This is a genomic window from Massilia oculi (genome assembly GCF_017582745.1).
Taxonomy (GTDB): domain Bacteria; phylum Pseudomonadota; class Gammaproteobacteria; order Burkholderiales; family Burkholderiaceae_D; genus Telluria; species Telluria oculi_A.
Map to the genome: position 1 here is coordinate 204,110 of NZ_JAFVIM010000005.1, position 17,777 is coordinate 221,886.

Here is a 17,777-nt window from a genome sequence, read left to right on the forward strand (position 1 = left end):
CACCACAAATAAATATTGCGGCAACTTCGTGGGCAATCGGGAGTTCAGGTTCCGCTCAGGCGAGCACCCGGCGGCGCTCCGGCTCGAGCAGCACGCGCTCGATCACCTGGGGACGTACGCCATGCGCCTTGAGGTACTCGAGCGCCGGCATGGTGCCGCACTCGCCCAGGGTGGCGATGCCGCGCGCCACGATGTCGCGCTGGCGGATGTTACGCCTGAGCTCGGAAGATCCGGAGAGGCTTTGATTGATATCCTGGGCACGGTATGGGCTCATGGCGCGGGTCTCCGGTGGGTTATGTCGCTGACGCACCACGAGTATTGACGATGGCGGAATGAAGTCAATGTCAAACCTGTATCAATACGCGAAAACATTGTCTATGGCAGACGCCGGCCCCCCCTCCGTCTGCGCTGCGCCGCCCGGCCGTCTTCCTGCCTACAATCGGCCGCAACAGACCACGCATGAGGATTTCCATGAGCACCCAACCCGACCTGAATCCCGGCGACGACGCCGCCCCCGGCACCCCTGGCGCCGGCGAAGACATCTGCGACGCCTGCGCCGGCCGCGGCACGCTGGCCGACGGCAAGCCATGTCCGCAATGCGGCGGGACCGGTCGCGTGATGGAAGGCATCGGCGGCGGCTGAGCCATTATCCAGCACGGGTAGCGCATGGACACGGCGCGGGCCCTGCGGCGATAATCGCCGGATGAGCGCCTCACCCCTGCCCTTGCCGCCTTCCGCGCCGCAGCCTGCCCCTTCCGCACCGCCGGCCGAACCCGATCGTCCCCGCCCGACTTCGCTGACCGACCTGTTCGTGTCATTCACGCTGATCGCCCTGCAGGGCTTCGGAGGGGTGCTGGCCGTGATCCAGCAGCAAGTCGTCGAGCGCAAGCGCTGGATGAGCAACGAGGACTTCGTCGAGGAATGGTCGGTGGCCCAGATCATGCCGGGCCCCAACGTCTGCAACCTGGCCATGATGATCGGCACCCGCCACTTCGGCCTGGCCGGCGCCATGAGCGCCCTGGCCGGCATCCTCACCGTGCCGCTCATCCTGGTGCTGTGCCTGGCCCTGGTCTATGCGCAGTTCGCCACCCAGCCCCAGCTGCAGGGCGCCCTGCGCGGCATGGCTGCCGTCGCCGCCGGCCTGATCGCCGCCACCGGCCTGCGCATGTCGGTTGCATTGACCCGGAATGTGATCCCGCTCGCCGCCTGCATCGCGATCGCCGCCACCGGCTTCGTGCTGCTGGCCTGGATCCGCGTGCCGCTGGCGGCCGTGATCGGCCTGCTCGGCGGCCTCGGCTGCCTGCTGGCCTGGCGCAGGCTCAAGCCATGAACGCGCCCAGCCTGGTGTTCGGCTGGCATGACTGGCTGAACCTGTTCGTCCATTTCCTGATGCTGTCCATGATGTCGCTCGGCGGCGCGATCTCGACCACCTCCGAGATGCAGCGCTACCTGGTCGAGCGCCACGGCTGGCTCAGCCAGACCCAGTTCGCCGACTCGGTCGCCCTGGCCCAGTCGTCGCCCGGACCCAACGTCCTGTTCGTGGCCCTGCTGGGCTGGAACGTCGGACTCAACACCGGCAGCATGACGGCCGCGCTCTCCGGCGTAGCGATCTCGATGGTCGGCATCATGCTGCCTTCCACCGTATTCACTTACCAGGTGGCGCAGTGGGCCCAGCGCAACCGCGAACTGCGCGCCGTGCGCGCCTTCAAGCAGGGCATGGCGCCGCTGGTGATCGCCATGCTGCTGTCGACCGCCTGGCTGCTGGCCACCGGCGGCGGCAAGGGCGGCGAACACATGGACAACTGGCCCCTGTGGCTGCTGACGGCAGCCACCGCCATCGTCATCTGGCGCACCCGCCTGCACCTGCTGTGGATGCTGGCGCTCGGCGCGCTGCTGGGGGCGCTGGGCGTGGTCTAGTTGGCAAGCGCCGCCTGGAACCGGCATACTGGCGCCATCCATCAACTGCACCCGACACCAAGATGCCCCAACTCCTCAATGAACACGCCTGCTTCGGCGGCGTGCAGCGCTTCTACCAGCACAACTCGGCCGCTATCGGCCTGCCGATGAAATTCTCGGTCTTCCTGCCGCCGGCGGCCGGCGAGAAGAAGTTGCCGGTCCTGTTCTACCTGGCCGGCCTGACCTGCACCGAAGAAACCTTCCCGATCAAGGCCGGCGCCCAGCGCCTGGCCAGCGAGCTGGGCATCATCCTGGTCGCGCCCGACACCAGCCCGCGCGGTGCCAATGTGCCGGGAGAAGAAGACAGCTGGGACTTCGGCACCGGCGCCGGCTTCTACCTCGACGCCACCCAGGAACCGTGGAAGCGCCACTACCGCATGCACAGCTACCTGCTGGAACTGCACGCGCTGGTACTGGCCACTTTCCAGGCCGATTCGGAACGGGTCGGCATCTTCGGCCACTCGATGGGCGGCCATGGCGCGCTGACCATGGCGCTCAAGCACCCCGACCTGTTCCGCTCGGTCTCGGCCTTCGCGCCGATCGCCGCGCCGAGCCGCTGCCCATGGGGCAAGAAGGCCTTCGGCGGCTACCTCGGCGCCGACGAAAGCGCTTGGCAGCAATATGACGCCAGCGCCCTGATGGCGTCGCAGACGAGCGCACCATTCCCTGGCGGCATCCTGATCGACCAGGGCCTGGGCGACAAATTCCTGGTCGAGCAGCTGTTCCCCGAGGCGTTCGAGGAAGCCTGCGCCAAGGCCAGCCAGCCGCTCACCCTGCGCCGCCATGCCGGCTATGACCACGGCTATTACTTCATCTCGACCTTCGTCGAAGACCACCTGCGTTTCCACAGCCGCCAGCTCGGCTGACCTGTCAGAAACCCACGCGCGGACCTGTCCGGGGCCGCCATTCTCCTCGGCATCATTCCGCGCGGCAAACGAACGACGGCCACGCTCGTCCCTGTGTATGCTGGAAGTTAACAACTTCTTCATCATGCAAGAGCTCGAACCATTCATCGACCGCGTCGACGCCGGCAGGCATTTGGCCGGGGCGTTGCGCCATTACGCCGACCGCGACGATGTGCTTGTACTCGCGCTGCCGCGCGGGGGCGTGCCGGTCGCCTTCCCCATCGCCCAGGCACTGAATGCCGAACTCGACTTGATGCTGGTGCGCAAGCTCGGCTTGCCCAACCAGCCGGAGTTCGCCATGGGCGCCATCGGCAGCGGCGGCGTGTTCGTGCTGCAGCCCGGCGTGCCGGGCCTGATGGGCGTGACCCAGGGCGAAGTCGATGCGGTCGTCGCGGCGGAGCAAAGCGAACTGGCGCGGCGCGAGCGACGCTACCGCGGCGAGCGTGCGCCGGCCCGGCTCGAGGGACGCTGCGTGATCCTGGTCGACGATGGCGTCGCCACCGGATCGACGATGCTGGCGGCGGTCGAAGTCGCGCGCCGCCAGCGGCCGTCCAGGCTGGTGCTGGCGGTGCCGGTGGCGGCCCAGGATGCGCTGCAGGTCTTGCGTGGCGTTGCCGACGAGGTGGTCTGCCCCCTCGCCCCGATGCGCTTTCGCGCCGTGGGGCAGTGGTACCGGCGCTTCGAGCAGACCGACGATGAAGAAGTGCAATCCCTGCTGGCGCAGGCGTGGGCGCGCCAGCACGATGCCACCAGCTAACTTACCTCAAGGAGCCGAGATGAACGATACAAACAATGAACAAGCAACGAACGTGGGCAAGTGGATCGGCGCGGCGGTCGCAGGCGCATTGCTGATGTACGCATTCGACCCGGATCGCGGCGCCAAGCGCCGCGCCCGCGCCCGCGGCGCCCTGCGCGACGCGCGCGACCGCACCGGCGACCGCCTCGAACACGCCTGGCACAGCGCCGGCGACCGCCTCGACTCGGCGCGCCTGCGCGCCACCGGCGCCGCCGCCCTTGCCGGCGAACGACTGGCCGGCGCCGCCCATGCGGCGGGCGACCGCCTGGCCGAGGTCTCGCACCGCACGCGCGACCGGCTCGAACATGCGCGCGAGCGCCTGGCCGACGCCTCGTACGAGGCGAAGGATCGCGCCAGCCACGCCGCGCACGAAGCGCGCGATCGCATGAAGCACGCCGCCTACGAGGCGCGCGACCGCGCCAGCCATGCCGCCCATGAAACGCGCGAACATGCCGGCTATGCCGCCGACCAGGCGCGCGACCGGGCCGAGTACGCCGCCGAACGCGCCCGCGAACGGGCCGACCACGCGCGTGAACGCCTCGAACAGACCGCCCACGGCATGAAAGCCGAGGCCCGCTCGCGCGCCCACGCCGCCGCCAACCAGGTGCGCGGCTGGACCGATCACCTGACCGAGGCCTTCAGCTCGCGCAGCCCGACGCTCACCAATTCCGCCCTGCTGGGCACCGGCGCCCTGAGCGTGGTCGGCCTGGCGCGCCGCTCGCCGCTGGCTGCCCTGCTCGGCCTGGGCGCGCTGGCGGTGCTGCTGCGCAGCGACCGCGGCCGCCATATGGTCGATTCGCTGCGTCACCGCGGCGCCGCCAGCCAGGTCGAAGTGGAGAACGCGATCCACATCGACGCCGCGCCGAAGGAGGTGTTCGACGCCTGGTCCGAAGTCGAGAACTTCCCGCGCTTCATGTCGCACGTGACCGAGGTGCGCGACCTCGGCCACCGCCGCTCGCACTGGGTGGTGCGCGGCCCCGGCGGCATGGAATACGCCTGGAACGCCGTGATGACCGAGCAGTCGCGCCCCGAGCGCCTGTCGTGGCGCAGCGAGCCGGGCTCGGAGATCGAACAGGAAGGCACGGTGACCTTCGAGCCGTCCGGCAACGGCACCCGCGTCACGGTGCGCATGACCTACTCGCCGCCGGCCGGCGCCCTGGGCCACGGCATCGCGCGCATGCTGGGCGCCGATCCGCAGCGCCAGATGGACGACGACCTGGCGCGCATGAAGGCGTTCATCGAGCGCGGCGGCGCCCACTATGCCGGCCACCAGCCGGCGCCGAGCCACAGCTTCCTGCACTGACGTGGCCATCCTCACCAACGCCACCCTCGACGCGGTGCGCGCGTCGGCCCGCCCCCTCACCGGGGGCGCGGACGACTACGACGCCCTGCTCGACATGGTCGGCAATGCCCGCTTCGTGCTGCTCGGGGAGGCCACCCACGGCAGCCACGAGTTCTACGCGGAGCGGGCACGCATCACACGGCGCCTGATCGAGGAAAAAGGCTTCGCCGCGGTGGCGGTCGAAGCCGACTGGCCCGATGCCTGGCGCGTCAACCGTTACGTGCGCGGCGAAGGGGCGGACGCGGACGGCCGCGCCGCCTTGTCGGGCTTCGAACGCTTCCCGGCCTGGATGTGGCGTAACACGGCGGTGCTCGACTTCGTCGAGTGGCTGCGCGCGCGCAACGATGGCCTGGACGCGGACGCCAGGACCGGCTTCTACGGCCTGGACCTGTACAGCATGTACACCTCGATCCACGAGGTGCTGCGCTACCTTGACCAGGTCGACCCGAACGCCGCGCGCGAGGCGCGCAAGGTCTATGCCTGCTTCGACCACTACGACCGCGACAGCCAGCAATACGGCTACGAAGCCAGCTTCGGCATGTCGCCCTCGTGCCAGGAAGGCGTGCTCGCCACCCTGCGCACGCTGCAGCAGCGCGCCTTCGACTACGTGCAGGCCGACGGTGGCGACGACGCGTTCTTCTACGCCCAGCAGAACGCGCGCCTGGTCAAGAACGCGGAAGAGTATTACCGCACCATGTTCAAGGGCCGCATCTCGTCCTGGAACCTGCGCGACAGCCATATGGCCGAGACCCTGGACGCGGTGGCGCGCTACCTGTCGCAAGGCGGCAAGCCAGCACGCATCGTGGTATGGGAGCACAACTCCCACATCGGCGACGCGCGCGCGACCGAGATCGGACGCCAGGGCGAATGGACGGTGGGCGAGCTGGCGCGCAAGGCGCATGGCGCCGACACGGTACTGATCGGCTTCACCACCTACGAAGGCCGGGTCACGGCGGCCTCCGAATGGGATGGCGAGGGCCTGCACAAGCACGTGCGGCCGGCCCTGCAAAACAGCTACGAGCACCTGCTGCACAGCACCGGCATCGAGCGCTTCTTCCTGCCGCTGCGCGAGCCGTCCCCGGCGCGCGACGTGCTGATGGAAGAGCGGCTGGAGCGCGCCATCGGCGTGCTGTACCTGCCGCGCAGCGAGCGCCAGAGCCACTATTTCATGGCCCAGCTGCCGCGCCAGTTCGACGCCGTGATCCACATCGACCGCACCACGGCGGTGGAGCCGCTCGACGCGACCAGCGGCTGGCATTCGGGCGAGCCGCCGGAGACGTATCCGGGCGGATTGTAACGCCGGCGGCTACGCTGCCGCCCCCACCGCATACCCATCCCGGCCATTCGCCTTGGCCACGTACAAGGCGCCATCGGCAGCCGCCAGCAGCGCGTCCTCACCCTGCCCCGGCCGCCACAAGGCGACGCCGACGCTAGCCGACACCGCCAGCCTGCCGGCGCCGGTGGCGAACGGCGCGCGCATCGCGGCCACGATCTTGGCTGCGATGCGTTCGGCCTCCGCAGCGCTCCCGATCTCTTCGAGGATCACCACGAACTCGTCGCCCGACAGCCGCGCCGGCAGGTCGCTGGCGCGCACGCAGGCGCGCAGGCGCTCGCCGAACTCCCTCAGCACTTCGTCGCCCACGCCGTGGCCGTGGCTGTCGTTGATGCGCTTGAAGTGGTCGACGTCCAGGTAGGCCAGCGACAGCCCCCGGCCGTGACGCGATGCACGCGCCAGCGCCTGCTGCAGGGTCTCGTTGAAGCTGCGCCGGTTGGCCAGGCCGGTCAGGGTATCGATGCGCGCGAGCCGGGTCAGCTGTTCCTCGACCTCTTTCACGTGCGTCATGTCATGCTTGAGCACGTACACGCCGGCCACGCTGCCGTCCGGCTGCAGGTCGGGGATGTAGACACCTTCCAGCACCCGCGGCGCGCCCCCTATCAGCAGCCGCATCTGGCAAGTGGTGGCGTGGCCGGCGAACGCGCCTTCCAGGCTTTCCGCGCCCTGGCGCGCGGCATCCTCGCCCATCAGCTGGGCGATCGACATGCCGACCAGCCGCTCGGGCGCGACCCCGAACCAGCGCTCGAAGGTGGCGTTCCCGAACCGGAAGCGCCGGTCGCGGTCGACGTAGGCGATCAGCACGGGCAGGTTGTCGGCAATCAGGCGCAGACGCTTCTCGCTGGCCGCGCGCAGGCCTTCGGCGTTCTCGCGCTCGGCCATCAGCTGGTAGAAGGCATTGCCCAATTCCCCGATCTCATCGCGCCGGGTGTCGTGCAGCACCGCGATGTCGGCGCCGTCGTGGCGGATCGCGCGGATGCGGTCGCGCAGCCGCTGCAGCGGCGCCAGCAGCCGGAACACCAGCGCCCAGGCCACTACGCCCGATACGAGCGCCAGCACGCTGGCGACGACGATGGCGTTACGCCGCATCTGCGCCAATGGCGCAAAGGCCTCTGCGGTAGGGTAACGAGCTCCAAGAATCCAGCCTGTCGTGCGCAGGCGCTTGTATGCGTAGATATAGGTTCCGCCATCCCGGTCCCTGCCCTCGAGCCACGCTTCGAAGCCATTGAGTGCAGGATCAGTTTTTACGTTGACATAGGGAGCCTGCGCGGCCTTCTGCAGCAGCCTGCGGCGATCGGGATGGTCGATCATCGTGCCATCGCCGGTCATGAGGAACAGATAGCCCGAGCCACCTGGCCTCAGCGCCGAGATCTGGCGCAGGAAACCCGAAGCCTGCAGGTCTATGCTGGCGGTAAGTATGCCGCCTGGCTTGCCGGCCTGGTCGCGTACCGGTGCGCTCACGATGATGATCTCGCGCTCTGAAAGACGGCTGATGAATGGGTGCGACATATAGCCGCGCTGCGTCGACATGGGCCGCTCGAAATAATCGCGTCCCGCGGCATTGAGCTGCCTGACGCCGCCTATGGGACGCATCGATACGGTCTGCCGACCAGCCGCATCGAACAGGATCAGGTTGAGGTATTCGTGTTCCCAGATCGGCGCCTGAGCCTCGAGATAAAGACGCGCGCGGTCGTCGGCGCCCGTCAACGGCGGCATGCGGGAAGCCAGCGATTCGACCTGCGCGATACGCGTCACGATGCGGTCGTCCATGAATGATGCGGCATTGGAAAGTATCGAATACTGCTGGTCGCCGATGACCGATTTCATGCCGCGCTCGGCTACCGCCAGGGTAGCCAGTGTGACCAACAAGGTAGTCACGAAGACCAGAATGGCCGCGACACAGGCCATGCGCAGCTTCAGGGTTGCGGGCACCAGGCGCAGACCGCGTTTCAGCATAAGGGTAAATATCGACGATAATGCAACAAAGTATCACATACCAATCCGCACCGACCAAGTAGCATCGGGATACGGGACAGAATCTGTTCAGGCGCTGACGAGACATACCCTGCAATACTGTTGAAAAGGTGAAATATCAGCTAGGATTGTCAGCTTGTTCGGACTGCCTTGAAGGAGCTTCATGAGTACTTACACCCTGAATGTCAACGGCAAGGCGCAGGCCGTCGACGTCGAAGCCGACACCCCGCTGCTGTGGGCCTTGCGCGATACCCTCGGACTGGTCGGCACCAAGTATGGCTGCGGCCTGGGCCAGTGCGGCGCCTGCACCATCCACCTCGACGGCGTGGCGACCCGCGCCTGCGTGCTGCCGGTCTCGAGCATCGGTAACGCCAGGATCACCACCATCGAGGGCCTGGACGCCAACGCCCGCCATCCGCTGCAGGTGGCATGGCAAGAGCTCGACGTGCCGCAATGCGGCTACTGCCAGTCCGGGCAGATCATGAGCGCCTGCGCCCTGCTCAAGCAGCACCCGAAGCCGACCGACGCCCAGATCGACGAGGCCATGGCCGGCAACCTGTGCCGCTGCGCCACCTATATGCGGATCCGCAAGGGCATCCACCGCGCGGCCGAGATCGCATCGACCGAAGGGAAACAGGCATGACGCTCGCTTCCACCTCCCGCCGCGGTTTCCTGCGCGCCGGCGCCGCCGGCGGCGCCTTCCTGATCGGCATGTCGGCGCAAGGCGTGCTCGCCGCCGTGACCGATACCAGGGCCGGCGCCGCCGGCGCGGACTTCGTGCCGAACGCCTTCATCCGCATCGCGCGCGACGGCAGCGTGACCCTGATTTCCAAGCAGCCCGAGATCGGCCAGGGCATCAAGACCTCGCTGCCGATGGTGATCGCCGAGGAACTCGACGTCGCCTGGGAAAGCGTGCGCGTGGTCCAGGGCGACCTGAACCTGGAAGCCTATGGCAGCCAGGGTGCGGGCGGCTCGAACTCGACCCCGAACAACTACGAGAACTTCCGCCGCCTGGGCGCCACCGCGCGCGCCGTGCTGGTCCAGGCCGCGGCGCAGTCCTGGAAAGTGCCGGCCGCCGAATGCACGACCGACGTCGGCCATGTCCTGCACGCGGCCAGCAAGCGGCGCCTCGCCTACGGCGCGCTGGTCGATGCGGCGGCGAAGCTGCCGCTGCCGGAAGCGGCGAGCGTGGCCGTGAAGGACCCGGCCACCTTCAAACTGCTGGGCAAGCGCATCGGCGGCGTCGACAACCCCGCCATCGTCAGCGGCAAGCCGCTGTTCGGCATCGACGTCCAGCTGCCCGGCATGCTGCACGCGCAATACGTCAAGTGCCCGGTCTTTGGCGGCAAGCCGCTGCGCGCCAACCTGGACGCGGTGCGCGCCCTGCCCGGCGTCAAGGACGCCTTCATCATCGAAGGAACCGATAACCTGAACGGCCTGCGTCCCGGCGTGGCGATCGTCGCCACCTCGACCTGGGCCGCGATCCGCGCCCGCCGCGGGCTCGAAGTGACGTGGGACGAAGGCGGCGCCGCCAAGCACAGCTGGGCCGACTTCACGGCCCAGGCCAAGGCGGCCAGCAAGAAGCCCGGCGCCACCGTGCTGCGCAAGGATGGCGACGTCGCCGGGGCCCTGAAAGGCGCCGCGAAGACCGTGGAAGCGGCCTACAGCTATCCCTTCATCTCGCACGCCAGCATGGAGCCGCAGAACTGCACCGCCTGGATCAAGCCCGACGGCGCGCTCGAACTGTGGGCCCCGACCCAGAATCCGAACGCGGGGCAGGCGCTCGTGTCGACCACCTGCGGCATCCCCAAAGAGAAGATCACGATGCACATCATCCGCAGCGGCGGCGGCTTCGGCCGGCGCCTAAGCTCGGACTTCATCGTCGAAGCCACCGCGATCGCCCAGCGCATGAAGGACAAGGCGCCGGTCAAGCTGACCTGGACCCGCGAGGACGACCTGCAGCACGACCACTTCCGTCCGGGCGGCTTCCACTTCCTGCGCGGCGGCGTCGACAAGGCCGGCAAGGTCGTGGGATGGCACAACCACTTCGTCACCTTCGCCAACCGCGTCGAGCAGGACGGCAAGAGCACGCTGCGCAACGGCAGCGGCGGCAGCCTGTCGCCCGACGAGTTCCCGGGCCGCTGGCTGGCCAACTGCCAGCTGGAGCAGACCGCGCTGGAATGCAGCGTGCCGATGGGACCGTGGCGCGCGCCCGGCAGCTGCGTGTTCGCCTGGGCCTTCCACAGCTTCATCGACGAGCTGGCCCATGCGGGCGGGCGCGATCCGCTGGCCTTCCGCCTCGAACTGCTGGGCGACAAGGACATCATGCCGCCGAGCGTCGAGCGCGGCCAGACCTATAACGTGGCGCGCATGCGCGCGGTGCTGCAGACCGCCGCCGACAAGGCCGGTTGGGGCAAGAAGAAGTTCGCGCGCGGCCAGGGGCAAGGCATCGCCTTCCACTTCAGCCATCGCGGCTACGTGGCGCAGGTGGCCGAGGTCACTGTCTCGAAGGACGGCAAGGTGAAGGTCGACCGCGTGGTGGTGGCGTCGGATGTTGGCCCGACCATCATCAACCTGTCGGGCGCCGAAAACCAGGTCGAGGGTTCGGTGATCGACGGCCTGTCGACCCTGATGTTCCCCGAGCTGAACCTCGAGAACGGCCGCATCGTGCAGAGCAACTTCCACGATTACCAGCTGCTGCGCATCGGCGACGCGCCGGCCAGGATCGAGATGCACTTCGTGAAGTCGGATCAGCCGGTGACGGGCCTGGGCGAGCCGCCCCTGCCGCCGCTGGCGCCGGCGGTGTGCAATGCGATCTTCGCCGCCACCGGCAAGCGGGTGCGCGAGCTTCCGCTCAGCAAGGTCGATCTGAGCTGGAGCTAGCGTACCCGTCCGTCATTTCTGCCAGTGGCAGAAATGACGGCGGTTATGGCACGCGCTGTTCGCTCAGCGCGTGCGGGTTCGCCGTGCGATGGCGTTCGACGACGGCCCGCGCCAGCTCTTCCTCGCGCGCATTCTGGGCCAGCACCCTGAGGATGCAGGCGCCGTGCATATCGCCATCCGGGCGATAGACGTCGTTGTAGTCGGTGCCGCCCCGGGCCGATGGCGAATCGCCGACCGTGAAGTTGGACTGGCCCGGGCCAGCCTCGTCCCCGATGGGTGACAGGACGACACTGTCCTGGGAAAGGCCAGCGGCCAGCAGATCGGCCCGCAATTGCTCGGCGATGGAAAAATCCTGGATGACGTGGACGATGGGGTTGCTCATGGTGGCTCCTCGGTTCACTATCGGACCAACTTAACAGAATGGCCGGGGCGGTGGCGCTCGGTCGGGACAACTACTGCAGACCATGATCGATACGAACCGCGAGGAAGCCTGTCAAGCCGTACCCGTTCCTGAGAGCATCTCGGTCGCGGTGGCCGGCTATGCGTGGGCGCGTGACAGGGTCGGCGAATCGGGCGGCGCCGTCTACCGGCTGCACGGCAAGCCAGGGGCACCCGACCTGTTTCTGAAGCACGGCAGGAACGCCGTTGCCGACGCGATCGTCGACGAAATGGCTCGGCTGCGCTGGTTGGCCGGACGCCTACCCGTGCCCGCCGTCGCGCATTTCGACTGCTCGGGCAACGAGGCCTGGCTGCTGATGACGGCCGTGCAGGGCCAGACCGCTTACCAGTTGCTGCAAGCCGATCCCGGCCAGCATCACACCGTGGTGGATGCCCTGGCCCGCTTCCTGAAGCGGCTGCATGCGATCCCGGCATCCGCTTGCCCTTTCAACAGCGACCATGCCTATCGCCTGGGCCTGGCGTGCTCGCGCATCGAGGCGGGCTTGGTCGATGAAGACGACTTCGACGAGGAACGCGCCGGCTGGACCGCGCGGCAGGTGTGGGATGCGATGCAGGCCCTGCTGCCGCTCGCGCCCGATCCGGTGCTCACCCACGGCGACTATTCGCTGGACAACCTTCTCATCGTCGATGGCGAGGTGACCGGCTGCATCGACGCCGGGCGGGTCGGCATCGCTGATCGCTACCAGGATCTCGCCATCGCCTGGAATTGTCTTGGCGAGTTCGGCGGCGCGCTCCAGGAGCGCTTCCTGCGGCAATATGGCATCGTCGAACCTGACCGGCGCAAGCTGCAGTTCCACTTGATGCTGGACGAGCTGTTCTGAACGCCGTATGCACTGGCGTGGCCGGCGGGCGCAGGAAGGCAACGCCACTTGACGCTCAGTGCTCGATCACTTCGACCAGTTCGAAATGCAAGGTGACGAACTCGAAGTCATCATGGAGTTCATATTGCGGCAGACAGCGGATGTGGACGTCCTGAAACTCACGAGCGCTGGCGAATCCCTCGCCCCGCCACACCGCTTCCGGGATGTCACCGAAACGGATGATCTGGACGTCGACGGCGCGGATCAGGCAGCGCAGGCGCTGCTTCAGGTCGTACACTTCGATCAGGTCCCCGGCTTCATAGCTGCCATCGCCGTACTCGCTATAAGGCTTGTAGTAGTCCTCGACCGTGTCGGCGGTGACCGTCTTGCGCCCGGCGATCACGGCGCGCGGCAGACTGTCGTCATTCTCGTCGGCGCCCCAGAAGGTCAGGCGTTTCAGTCTCTGCATCGCTTCTGCCTTGTCATTCAGGTATGACCGCGGTTACCTCGATCTCGACCCGCGCCCGGTCTTCCATCAGCCCCGCCACCTGGACGGCGCTCATTGCCGGATAGTGGCGCCCCAGCACCTCGCGGTAGGCGGCGCCGAGTTCGCGCCCCGCGTCGAGATACTCGCGCTTGTCGACCACATACCAGGTCATGCGCACGATGTGCTCCGGCCCGGCGCCCGCTTCGCGCAGCACGGCGACGATGTTATCCAGCGCCTGGCGCGCCTGTCCGACGAAGTCGTCGGTATGAAAGCGCCCTTCGGCGTCCCAGCCGATCATGCCGCTGACGTAAACCTGTCGTCCGCGGCAGGCCACGCCATTGGCATAGCCCTTGGGGCGCGGCCAGCCCGGCGGTTGAAGAATGTCCATTCCTGCTCCAGAGCTTCGGTTAAATCTTCGCCGCGAGCAGCTCGCGCGCGATGATCAGGAGCTGCACCTCGCTCGCTCCCTCGTAGATGCGCAGCGCGCGGATTTCGCGGTACAGGCTTTCGACCGTCTGCCCGCTCTGCACGCCCTGGCCGCCGAACAGCTGCACCGCGCCGTCGATGACGCGCTGCGCCGATTCGGTGGCCGCCAGCTTGGCCATCGCCGCCTCCTTCGTCACCCGCTTGCCACTGTCGCGCAGCCAGGCGGCGCGGTAGGTCAGCAGCGCCGCGGCGTCGATCTCCAATGCCATCTGGGCCAGCTTCGCCTGGGTGAGCTGGAAGTCGGCCAAGGTCTTGCCGAACATTGGCCGCGCCTGGGCGCGCGTCAATGCTTCTTCCATGGCGCGCCGCGCGAAGCCCAGCGCTGCAGCGGCGACCGAGGTGCGGAAAACGTCCAGCGTCGCCATCGCCACCTTGAATCCCTGGCCTTCGGCCCCGATCAGGCAGTCGGCCGGTACCCGGCACCCGGTGAAACGCAGGCGCGCCAGGGGATGCGGCGCGATCACGTCGATGCGCTCTGCGATCTCCAGGCCGGGAGTCGCGGCGTCGACGATGAAGGCAGAGATACCCTTCGAGCCGCGGCCCGCTTCGCCGCTCCGGGCGAAGACGACATAGAAATCGGCGATGCCGCCGTTGGAGATCCAGGTCTTCTCGCCATCGAGCACCCAGTCGTCCCCATCGCGCCGCGCCGCGCACTGCATGGCGGCGACGTCGGAGCCGGCTTCGGGCTCCGACAGGGCGAAGGCGGCGATCGCTTCCCCATTGGCCACCAGTGGCAGCCAGCGCCGCTTCTGGTCCTGGGTGCCGAACAGCGAAATCGCCCCGCTGCCCAGGCCCTGCATCGCGAAGGCGAAGTCGGCCAGGCCGGCGTGGCGCGCCAGGGTTTCGCGGATCAGGCAGATGGCGCGGGTGTCGATGGCTTCTTCGCCGACGGCATGGCGCAGCCAGCCGTCGCGGCCCAGGCGCGCGACCAGGGCGCGGCAAATCGCATCGACGTCGCTGCCATGCGCGTCAGTCAGATTGTCCGCCGCCCAGGCATCGAGTTCGCGCGTCAGCGCGCCATGCCGCTCTTCAAAAAAAGGCCAGTCCAGGTAGTCCATCAATCCCCCTCGAAGCGCGGCCGTTCCTTGGCCACGAAGGCGTGGTAGGCGCGGTGAAAATCATTGGTCGCCATGCAGATCGCCTGGGCTTGGGCCTCGGCTTCGATCGCCTCGTCCACGCCCATATTCCACTCCTGCTGCAGCATCTTCTTGGTCATGCCGTGGGCGAAGGTCGGGCCGCCAGCCAGCATGGCGGCAAAGGCGCTCGCCTCACCGAGCAGTTGCTCGGGCGCGCACAGGCGGTTGAAGAAGCCCCAGCGCTCGCCTTCCTCGCCGTCCATCGAGCGGCCCGTGTACAGCAGCTCGGCGGCGCGGCCCTGGCCGATCACGCGCGGCAGCAGCGCGCAGGCGCCCATGTCGCAGCCGGCCAGGCCGACCCGGGTGAACAGGAAAGCGGTGCGGCTGCGCGCCGTGCCGTAGCGGATGTCGGAGGCCAGCGCCAGGATCGCTCCGGCGCCGGCGCAGACGCCATCGACCGCCGCCACGACCGGCTGCGGACAGGCGCGCATCGCCTTGACCAGGTCGCCCGTCATGCGGGTGAAGGCCAGCAGGCCGGGCATGTCCAGCTTCGTCAGTGGGCCGATGATCTCGTGCACGTCGCCGCCGGAGCAGAAGTTCTCGCCGGCGCCGACGATCACGACCGCCTTGACGTCGTCGGCGTACGCCAGCGCGCGGAACAGGTCGCGCAGCTCGGCGTAGGAATCGAAGGTCAGCGGATTCTTGCGCTCGGGCCGGTCCAGGGTGATGGTGGCGACGCCGGCATCGAGCGCGAAGCCGAAGTGCTGCGCCGCGTAGCCGGCCAGGCTGTTATGCCCGCCTGGCAGGCGGTGCGACTGCCCCGGTAGATAATGCATGTGTGACTCCTGATGATGATTAGGTCAGCCTTCGAGCAGGCGCGCCGCCAGCTGCTGCGGCGACAGGCCGCTGGAAGCCGCCTGCAGCTGGCGTTCGCGCTCCAGGTTGCGTTCCAGCTGCTGTTTGCCGGCCCCGTACTGGCGTGGCCAGGCGGCGCCAGTGTAGCCGATGCGCGCCGCTTCCATCAGCGTCCAGGCCGGATTGGCCAGGTGCGGGCGCGCCACCGCGCACAGGTCGGCGCGGCCAGCGGCGATGATGCCGTTCACATGGTCGGCCTCATAAATACCGCCGACGGCGATGGTCGGGATGCCGGCCTCGTTGCGGATCCGGTCCGCGAACGGGGCCTGGTACATGCGGCCGAACACGGGCCTTTCCTGCTTGCTGACCTGGCCCGAGGAACAGTCGATCATGTCGGCGCCCGCCGCGCGGAACAGGCGCGCAATCTGCACCGCGTCCTGCGGCGTGATGCCGCCCTCGACCCAGTCGTGGCTTGAGATGCGCACGCTGATCGGCAGGTGGGCCGGCCAGGCCGCGCGCACCGCCGCGAACACCGCGAGCGGATAGCGGCAGCGGTTTTCCAGGCTGCCGCCGTAGGCATCCTGGCGTTGGTTGGTCAGGGGAGAAATAAAACTCGACAGCAGGTAGCCATGCGCGCAATGCAGCTCGAGCCAGTCGAAGCCGGCGTCGAAGGCAGACCGGGTGGCCTGCACGAAGTCGTCCTTGATGCGCTCCAGGTCGCCCTGCGTCGCCTCCCGCGCGATCTGCGAGACGCCCCCGATGTACTGCTGGCGAGAGGCCGACAACAGCGGCCAGTTACCGCTTGCCAAAGGCAGGTCGATCCCGTCCCACATCGGCCGGGTCGAGCCCTTGGCGCCCGCATGGCCGAGCTGGATGCCGATCTTCGCATCGCTGGCCGTGTGCACGAAGTCGACGATGCGTTTAAAGGCCAGCATCTGCTCTTGCGTGTACAGGCCCGGGCAGCCGGGCGTGATGCGGGCGTCGGCCGAAACACACGTCATCTCGGCCATCACCAGCGCCGCACCGCCCAGCGCCCGTGCGCCGAGGTGGGCCAGGTGGAAGTCGCCGACCACGCCCTCCACGGCCGAGTATTGCGCCATCGGCGAGACCACCACCCGGTTCTTCAGCAGCACGCTGCGCACCTTGTAGGGCGTGAACATCGGAGGAACCGCCCTTGAAGGCGGCGCGACGCCGGCGTCCCGCGCCGCAGCACTGGCGAAACGGCGCTCGAAACCGTCGACATAGGCGGGGTCGCGCAGGCGCAGGTTCTCGTGCGACAGCCGCTGGCTGCGCGTGAGCAGCGAATAGGCGAACTGCTCGGCCTCCATCGCCGTGTAGCGCGCCACGTTCTCGAACCATTCCATTGAGTTGCGCGCGGCGCTCTGCAGTTTCAGCACCTCGACCAGGCGCGCCTCCTGGTAGCGCGCCAGGGCGGCAAACAAGTCACCTTCTTTCCCCAGCTCGTCGGCCAGCCCGATCGCATCTTCCAGCGCCAGCTTGGTGCCGGAGCCGATCGAGAAGTGGGCGGTGTGGGCGGCGTCGCCCATCAGCACCAGCGGCACCTGGCGCCCATCGACGCCGATCGGATGCACCCACTGGCGGCAGGCCAGGCGCGGGAAGCGGATCCACATGCTCGATCCGCGCAGGTGGGCGGCGTTCGCCATCAGCGGCTGACCGTCCAGGTGGCGCGCGAACAGGCGCTCGCAGAAGGCCAGCGCATCGGCCTGGCTCATGTCGGCCAGGCCGCTCGCGCGCCAGGTTGCATCCAGCGTCTCGATGATGAAGGTCGAGGTCTCGTTATCGTACTGGTAGGCGTGCGCCTGGAACCAGCCGTATTCGGTTTCCTCGAAGGCGAAGGTGAAGGCATCGAAGCGCTTGCGCGTGCCCAGCCACACGAAGCGGCACAGGCGCTCCTCGACCTCGGGCTCGAATGCCTCGCGATACTGCTGGCGGAGCGCGCTGTTCACGCCGTCGGCCGCCACCACCAGGTCGGCGCGGTAGCGGCGCGCCAGCTCGGGCACGTCCTCGACGCGGGTTGCGAACACCAGGTCCACGCCCAGCGCGCGGCAGCGCGCCGAGAGGATGTCGAGCAGGCGCTTGCGCCCGATGCCGCAAAAGCCGTGGCCGTGCGAGGTGACGGTGGCGCCTTTGATGTGGACGTCGATCGCGTCCCAGTGATTGAATGACTGCAGGATGGCGCGCGCGCTCGGCTCGTCGGCCCGGGCCAGGTGACCCAGCGTCTGGTCCGAGAACACCACTCCCCAGCCGAAGGTGTCCCCTGGCCGGTTGCGCTCGACGACGGTCACCACATGCGTCGGGTGGCGCAGTTTCATGAGCAGGCCGAAGTAGAGACCGGCCGGGCCGCCGCCCACGCAGACGATGTTCATTTTCCCTCCCGGTGCTGGTGTAGGGGGTAGTTTAGCCG

The 17,777-nt window shown here is 68.1% G+C and carries 18 protein-coding genes; 10 read left to right on the forward strand and 8 right to left on the reverse strand.

Translation table 11 applies throughout. The features are described 5' to 3' along the window. Positions 1 to 55: 55 nt before the first annotated feature. On the reverse strand, positions 56 to 274 hold the full coding sequence (locus tag J3U95_RS08230; RefSeq protein ID WP_208278119.1) for a hypothetical protein: 219 nt from the start codon (positions 272 to 274) through the stop codon (positions 56 to 58). A 197-nt stretch (positions 275 to 471) separates the two neighbouring features. Between J3U95_RS08230 and J3U95_RS08235 the strand changes: the two genes are divergently transcribed. The 7 genes from J3U95_RS08235 (at position 472) to J3U95_RS08265 (ending at position 6,296) form a co-directional block, all read left to right on the forward strand. Then, positions 472 to 642 (forward strand): hypothetical protein, encoded by a 171-nt coding sequence (locus J3U95_RS08235; RefSeq protein ID WP_183407374.1) that lies wholly within the window; start codon positions 472 to 474, stop codon positions 640 to 642. Between the two features lie 61 nt (positions 643 to 703). After that, the gene (locus J3U95_RS08240) at positions 704 to 1,330 is read left to right on the forward strand and encodes a chromate transporter (protein WP_208278120.1); all 627 of its coding nucleotides are present in this window, start codon (positions 704 to 706) and stop codon (positions 1,328 to 1,330) included. Next, positions 1,327 to 1,917 carry a chromate transporter gene (locus J3U95_RS08245; RefSeq protein ID WP_208278121.1) on the forward strand — a complete coding sequence of 197 codons (591 nt, stop codon included), beginning with the start codon at positions 1,327 to 1,329 and terminating at the stop codon, positions 1,915 to 1,917. Before J3U95_RS08240 ends, J3U95_RS08245 begins: the two co-directional genes overlap by 4 nt. A 62-nt stretch (positions 1,918 to 1,979) precedes the next feature. Continuing rightward, positions 1,980 to 2,822, forward strand: a complete 843-nt coding sequence (fghA, locus tag J3U95_RS08250) for an S-formylglutathione hydrolase (RefSeq protein ID WP_208278122.1) — start codon at positions 1,980 to 1,982, stop codon at positions 2,820 to 2,822. A gap of 97 nt (positions 2,823 to 2,919) precedes the next feature. Continuing rightward, the gene (locus J3U95_RS08255) at positions 2,920 to 3,618 is read left to right on the forward strand and encodes a phosphoribosyltransferase (protein ID WP_208278123.1); all 699 of its coding nucleotides are present in this window, start codon (positions 2,920 to 2,922) and stop codon (positions 3,616 to 3,618) included. Between the two features lie 19 nt (positions 3,619 to 3,637). Beyond that, a complete protein-coding gene (locus tag J3U95_RS08260; protein WP_208278124.1) occupies positions 3,638 to 4,960 on the forward strand; it encodes an SRPBCC family protein in 1,323 nt (440 codons plus the stop codon). 1 nt (position 4,961) lies between these two features. Further along, positions 4,962 to 6,296, forward strand: coding sequence for an erythromycin esterase family protein (locus tag J3U95_RS08265; protein ID WP_208278125.1), 1,335 nt, complete (start codon positions 4,962 to 4,964; stop codon positions 6,294 to 6,296). 9 nt (positions 6,297 to 6,305) lie between these two features. On the opposite strand, the gene J3U95_RS08270 is transcribed toward J3U95_RS08265, so the two are convergent. Continuing rightward, the gene (locus tag J3U95_RS08270; protein ID WP_208278126.1) at positions 6,306 to 8,288 is read right to left on the reverse strand and encodes a diguanylate cyclase domain-containing protein; all 1,983 of its coding nucleotides are present in this window, start codon (positions 8,286 to 8,288) and stop codon (positions 6,306 to 6,308) included. A gap of 181 nt (positions 8,289 to 8,469) precedes the next feature. On the opposite strand from J3U95_RS08270, the gene J3U95_RS08275 reads away from it, so the two are divergent. Both J3U95_RS08275 and J3U95_RS08280 read left to right on the forward strand, forming a co-directional pair. Next, a complete protein-coding gene (locus tag J3U95_RS08275; RefSeq protein WP_208278127.1) occupies positions 8,470 to 8,949 on the forward strand; it encodes a (2Fe-2S)-binding protein in 480 nt (159 codons plus the stop codon). Further along, positions 8,946 to 11,189, forward strand: coding sequence for a xanthine dehydrogenase family protein molybdopterin-binding subunit (locus J3U95_RS08280; RefSeq protein WP_208278128.1), 2,244 nt, complete (start codon positions 8,946 to 8,948; stop codon positions 11,187 to 11,189). The genes J3U95_RS08275 and J3U95_RS08280 overlap by 4 nt, the downstream gene beginning before the upstream one ends. Positions 11,190 to 11,232: 43 nt before the next feature. On the opposite strand, the gene J3U95_RS08285 is transcribed toward J3U95_RS08280, so the two are convergent. Beyond that, the gene (locus J3U95_RS08285; protein WP_208278129.1) at positions 11,233 to 11,571 is read right to left on the reverse strand and encodes a hypothetical protein; all 339 of its coding nucleotides are present in this window, start codon (positions 11,569 to 11,571) and stop codon (positions 11,233 to 11,235) included. Between the two features lie 82 nt (positions 11,572 to 11,653). Here J3U95_RS08285 and J3U95_RS08290 point away from each other — a divergent pair, with 82 nt between their 5' ends. After that, on the forward strand, positions 11,654 to 12,469 hold the full coding sequence (locus J3U95_RS08290; RefSeq protein ID WP_208278130.1) for an APH(3')-I family aminoglycoside O-phosphotransferase: 816 nt from the start codon (positions 11,654 to 11,656) through the stop codon (positions 12,467 to 12,469). Positions 12,470 to 12,524: 55 nt separating this feature from the next. Here the strand turns inward: J3U95_RS08290 and J3U95_RS08295 are convergent, their stop codons facing one another. Genes J3U95_RS08295 through J3U95_RS08315 form a run of 5 tightly spaced genes read right to left on the reverse strand, consistent with a single transcriptional unit; the run spans position 12,525 to position 17,739 of the window. Beyond that, on the reverse strand, positions 12,525 to 12,917 hold the full coding sequence (locus J3U95_RS08295) for an ASCH domain-containing protein (RefSeq protein ID WP_229519708.1): 393 nt from the start codon (positions 12,915 to 12,917) through the stop codon (positions 12,525 to 12,527). A gap of 13 nt (positions 12,918 to 12,930) precedes the next feature. Continuing rightward, positions 12,931 to 13,323: a RidA family protein gene (locus J3U95_RS08300; protein ID WP_208278131.1), complete on the reverse strand. Its 393-nt coding sequence runs from the start codon at positions 13,321 to 13,323 to the stop codon at positions 12,931 to 12,933. Between the two features lie 19 nt (positions 13,324 to 13,342). After that, positions 13,343 to 14,479 carry an acyl-CoA dehydrogenase family protein gene (locus J3U95_RS08305; protein WP_208278132.1) on the reverse strand — a complete coding sequence of 379 codons (1,137 nt, stop codon included), beginning with the start codon at positions 14,477 to 14,479 and terminating at the stop codon, positions 13,343 to 13,345. Then, positions 14,479 to 15,333 carry an enoyl-CoA hydratase family protein gene (locus J3U95_RS08310; protein ID WP_208278133.1) on the reverse strand — a complete coding sequence of 285 codons (855 nt, stop codon included), beginning with the start codon at positions 15,331 to 15,333 and terminating at the stop codon, positions 14,479 to 14,481. Before J3U95_RS08310 ends, J3U95_RS08305 begins: the two co-directional genes overlap by 1 nt. A gap of 24 nt (positions 15,334 to 15,357) precedes the next feature. Continuing rightward, positions 15,358 to 17,739, reverse strand: a complete 2,382-nt coding sequence (locus J3U95_RS08315; protein ID WP_208278134.1) for a bifunctional salicylyl-CoA 5-hydroxylase/oxidoreductase — start codon at positions 17,737 to 17,739, stop codon at positions 15,358 to 15,360. Positions 17,740 to 17,777 lie beyond the last annotated feature (38 nt).